Origin of the sequence: Kineococcus indalonis, assembly GCF_009906395.1 — a bacterium.
Taxonomy (GTDB): Bacteria; Actinomycetota; Actinomycetes; order Actinomycetales; family Kineococcaceae; genus Kineococcus; species Kineococcus indalonis.
Map to the genome: position 1 here is coordinate 1 of NZ_JAAALM010000406.1, position 3,685 is coordinate 3,685.

Here is a 3,685-nt window from a genome sequence, read left to right on the forward strand (position 1 = left end):
GGCGGGGGCCGCGGCGATGGCCGCCGGCCAGCGCGCCGAGCGCGCCGTCACCGGCCGCCGGGCCTCGCACGTGCCCGGGCGCACCCTGCTGGTGCTGCTGGGCCGCTCCCCCGGCGACGACGAGCGCCCCGCCGCGGCGACGGCCGCCATGGCCGTGGGCACGAGCGTGGCGCTGGGCGCCCTGCGCGGGGTGTGGCGGGCCACCGGCCTGGTCGGCGTGCGCGGCGACGTGGCGCAGACGCTGACGCGGATCCTGGTGGACCAGACGCTGGAGAACGCCACGGGGGTCGGGGCCCCGCCGCGCACCTGGGAGCGCGGCGAGGGCGTGGTGGAGGCGCTGCACGCGGCGGTGGCGGCCGTGGCCACCGGCCTGGTGGTCGAGCGCCTCGTGCAGCCCGTGCTGGAGTCGCGCCGGGGCACCTCCAGCCACTGAGGCCCCGGCCCGGGGCCTCGGGGGGCCTCGGGGGGCCTCGCCTCAGGCCGCGGGGCCGCCGGCGAGCGTGGCGGGGTCGGTGTTGGCCCCGCAGACCACGACCGCGACGCGCTCGCCCGGCGCGGGGACGTAGGCCCCGCTGGTCAGGGCGGCGTAGGCGGCGGCGGCGCCGTGCTCGGCGGGCACCCGGTGCTCGTGCCACAGCCGCACCCGGGCGGCGACGATCGCGTCGTCGTCCACGAGCACGCTCACCGGCGGCACGCGCCGGGCGACGTCGAAGGCGATGTCGCCGGCGCGCCGCGCGCCCAGGGAGTCCGCGGCGATCCCGGAGACCGGCACGTCGACGGGTTCGCCGGCGCGCAGGGCCGCGTGCAGGGTGGGGGCGCCGGTGGGCTCCACGGCCACCACCCGGGCCCGCCCGGCGACGGCCGCGGCGACCCCGGCGAACAGCCCGCCGCCGCCCACGGCGACCACGACCGTGTCGAGGCCCGGTTCGTCGGCCAGGACCTCCTCGCCGATCGTGCCGGCCCCGGCGGCGATCTCGGGCTGGTCGTAGGCGTGGCACAGCAGCGCGCCGGTGGCGCGCACGTGCTCCAGCGCGGCGGCGTGCGCCTCGGCGTACTCGGCGCCCACCCGGTGCACCCGCGCGCCGTGCTCGCGCAGCCGGGCGAGCTTCACCGCCGGCGCGGTGAGCGGCACGAACACGGTGGCGGGCACGCCCAGGCGGGCCGCGGCCCAGGCGTTGGCCAGGCCCGCGTTGCCGCCGGAGGCGACGACGACGCCGACGGAGGCCTCGAGCTCGCCCCGCTCGCGGGCGGCGAGCTGGCGGTTCAGGGCGCCGCGGGCCTTGAAGACGCCGGTGTGCTGCAGGAACTCCAGCTTCAGCCAGGGGGCGCGCTCGTCGGCCGGCGCCAGCAGCGGGGTGCGGCGCAGGCGGCCGGCGGTGCGCTCGGCGGCGGCGAGGACGTCGTCTCGGGTGATCACGGGTGCTTTCCGTCCTGGGGGGCCCGCGCGCTCCGAGGGCCGGGCGCGCCGGGGCCACGGTAGCCACCGGCGCTGCGCGTCACGCCGGCGCTCCGGGCGGCGGTGCGGCCGTGGTGCGCCGCGGCACCAGGCGCGGGGGCAGCAGCTCGGTGCGCGCGGGCGCGGCGGGGTCGGCCAGGCGGTCCAGCAGCAGCTGCCCGGCGCGCCGGCCGACGTCGCGGCTGCGGTTGTCCACGCTGGTCAGGCGGATGCGCCGCAGCGCGGCCAGGGAGGTGTCGTCGTAGCCGGCCACCGAGACGTCCTGCGGCACGCGCAGGCCCAGGTCGTCGGCGGCGGCGAGCACGCCCAGGGCGGAGACGTCGTTGGCGGCCAGCACGGCGGTGGGCCGGTCCGGGCCGGCCAGCAGCCGCCGCGCGGCGCGGTGCCCGCCGTCCTCGGTCATGTCGGCCTGCACGACGGCGTGCCGGGCGCCGGCGGCGGCCGCGGCCCGCTCGAAGGCGGCGCGGCGCTCGCGCCCGACGGCCCCGGCGCCGGCGAGGTGGGCCAGGTGGCGGTGGCCCAGGTCGAGCAGGTGGCGCACCACCAGGCGCACGCCGGCGGCCCCGTCGTCGGCGACGACGTCGACGGCGGCGCCGACCTCGTCGCGGCCGCCGGCGAGCACGGTGGGCACGGTCCCGGCGACCCGCGCGAGCCCGTCGAGCTCGGCGGGGCCGGTGCGGGTGCCGACGAGGACGAGGCCGTCCACGCGCAGCTCGGCGAAGGTGCGCACGGCGCCGGGCTCGGTGCGGGTGTCGCCGAGGACGGGGCGCAGGCCGTGCTCGCGCAGGACGGGGCGCAGGCCGTCGAGCAGGTCGACGAACCAGGGGTTGCGCAGGTCGTCGAGGACGACGCCGACGGTGCGGGTGCGGCGCTCGGCGAGGCTGCGGGCGGCGGGGTCGGGCCGGTAGCCCAGCTCCTCCACGGCGGTGAGCACGGCGCGGCGGCGCTCCTCGCCCACCTTCGGGGAGCCCTGCAGCACCAGGGAGACCAGGGACTTGGACACGCCCGCGCGCTCGGCGACGCTGCGGATCGTGGGGCGGGGCGCGCCCGCCGGACTGCCTGCCACGCCGTCCCCCCGGTCCTTGACACCCGCTCCGACGGGGCCCAGGGTAGTCGCGTTTGGACCGGTCCAACACGAGGCCCCGGAGGAAGACCGTGACCGACCTGCACCTGGGACTGGCCGGCGTCGGCCGCATCGGCGCGATGCACGCCGCCAACCTCGCCACCACGGCGGGGGTGGGGCACCTGACGCTCACCGACGCCGACCCGGCACGGGCGCGCTCCGTGGCCGCCGCCCTGACCGCGCGCGGTGCGCGGGTCTCCGTCGCCGCGCACGCGGCGGCGCTGCTGCGCAGCGGGGTCGACGGCCTCGTCGTGGCCACCGGCACCGCCACCCACCCGGAGCTGATCCGCGCCGGCGTCGAGGCGGGGGTGCCGGTGCTGTGCGAGAAGCCCGTGGCGCCCGACGTGGCCCTGTCGCTGCCGGTGCTGGAGCACGTGGCCGAGCGCGGCGGGGTGGTGCGCATCGGCCACCAGCGCCGCCACGACGCCGGGTACCGCGAGGCCAAGCGCGCGTTCGAGTCCGGCGAGCTGGGCTGGCTGCACGCGGTGCGCGCCGTCACCTGCGACGCCGCTCCCCCGCCGGTGGCGTTCCTGGCGACCTCGGGCGGGCTGTTCCGCGACTGCAGCGTGCACGACTTCGACGTGCTGCGCTGGATCACCGGCCGGGAGGTCGTGGAGGTCTACGCGCGCGGGTCCAACAACGGCGACCCGGAGATCGGCCGGGTCGGCGACGTGGACACCGCCCTGGCGGTGTGCACGCTCGACGACGGCACCCTGGCGGTGGTGACGGCCTCTCGCTACAACGGCGCCGGGCACGACGTGCGCCTGGAGCTGCAGGGCTCGCGCGGCACGGTGCTCGTGGGGATGGACGGCGCCATGGCGGTGCGCTCGGCCGAGCCCGGCGTGCCCTTCCCCGCCGGTCCGCCGCACGCGACGTTCGCCGAGCGGTTCGCCGCGGCGTACCGCGCGGAGGTGGCCGCGTTCGTGGAGCTGGTCGAGGGCACCGGGGGCGAGGACCTGTGCCGGCCGCAGGACGCGGTGGCCGCCTCGCGGGTGGCCGACGCCGCCCAGGAGTCGCTGCGCACCGGCGCGCCCGTCGCGGTGCGCGCGCTGGAGGTCTCGGCGGTCTGACGGGCCCGCGGCGGGGGTGCCGCGGGCCCGTCAGAC

General features: G+C 79.8%; 4 protein-coding genes. 2 read left to right on the forward strand and 2 right to left on the reverse strand.

Annotated elements, in window-relative coordinates:
- A partial coding sequence (locus GTR00_RS16500) for a hypothetical protein (RefSeq protein ID WP_205705988.1) occupies positions 1-433 on the forward strand: 433 nt, incomplete at its 5' end.
- Between the two features lie 42 nt (positions 434-475).
- On the opposite strand, the gene GTR00_RS16505 is transcribed toward GTR00_RS16500, so the two are convergent.
- Complete coding sequence (locus GTR00_RS16505; protein WP_166612676.1) at positions 476-1,417, reverse strand: serine/threonine dehydratase; 942 nt, start codon at positions 1,415-1,417, stop codon at positions 476-478.
- Between the two features lie 79 nt (positions 1,418-1,496).
- A complete protein-coding gene (locus tag GTR00_RS16510; protein ID WP_166612677.1) occupies positions 1,497-2,522 on the reverse strand; it encodes a LacI family DNA-binding transcriptional regulator in 1,026 nt (341 codons plus the stop codon).
- Positions 2,523-2,611: 89 nt separating this feature from the next.
- Between GTR00_RS16510 and GTR00_RS16515 the strand changes: the two genes are divergently transcribed.
- Positions 2,612-3,649, forward strand: coding sequence for a Gfo/Idh/MocA family protein (locus GTR00_RS16515; protein ID WP_166612678.1), 1,038 nt, complete (start codon positions 2,612-2,614; stop codon positions 3,647-3,649).
- Positions 3,650-3,685: the final 36 nt, after the last annotated feature.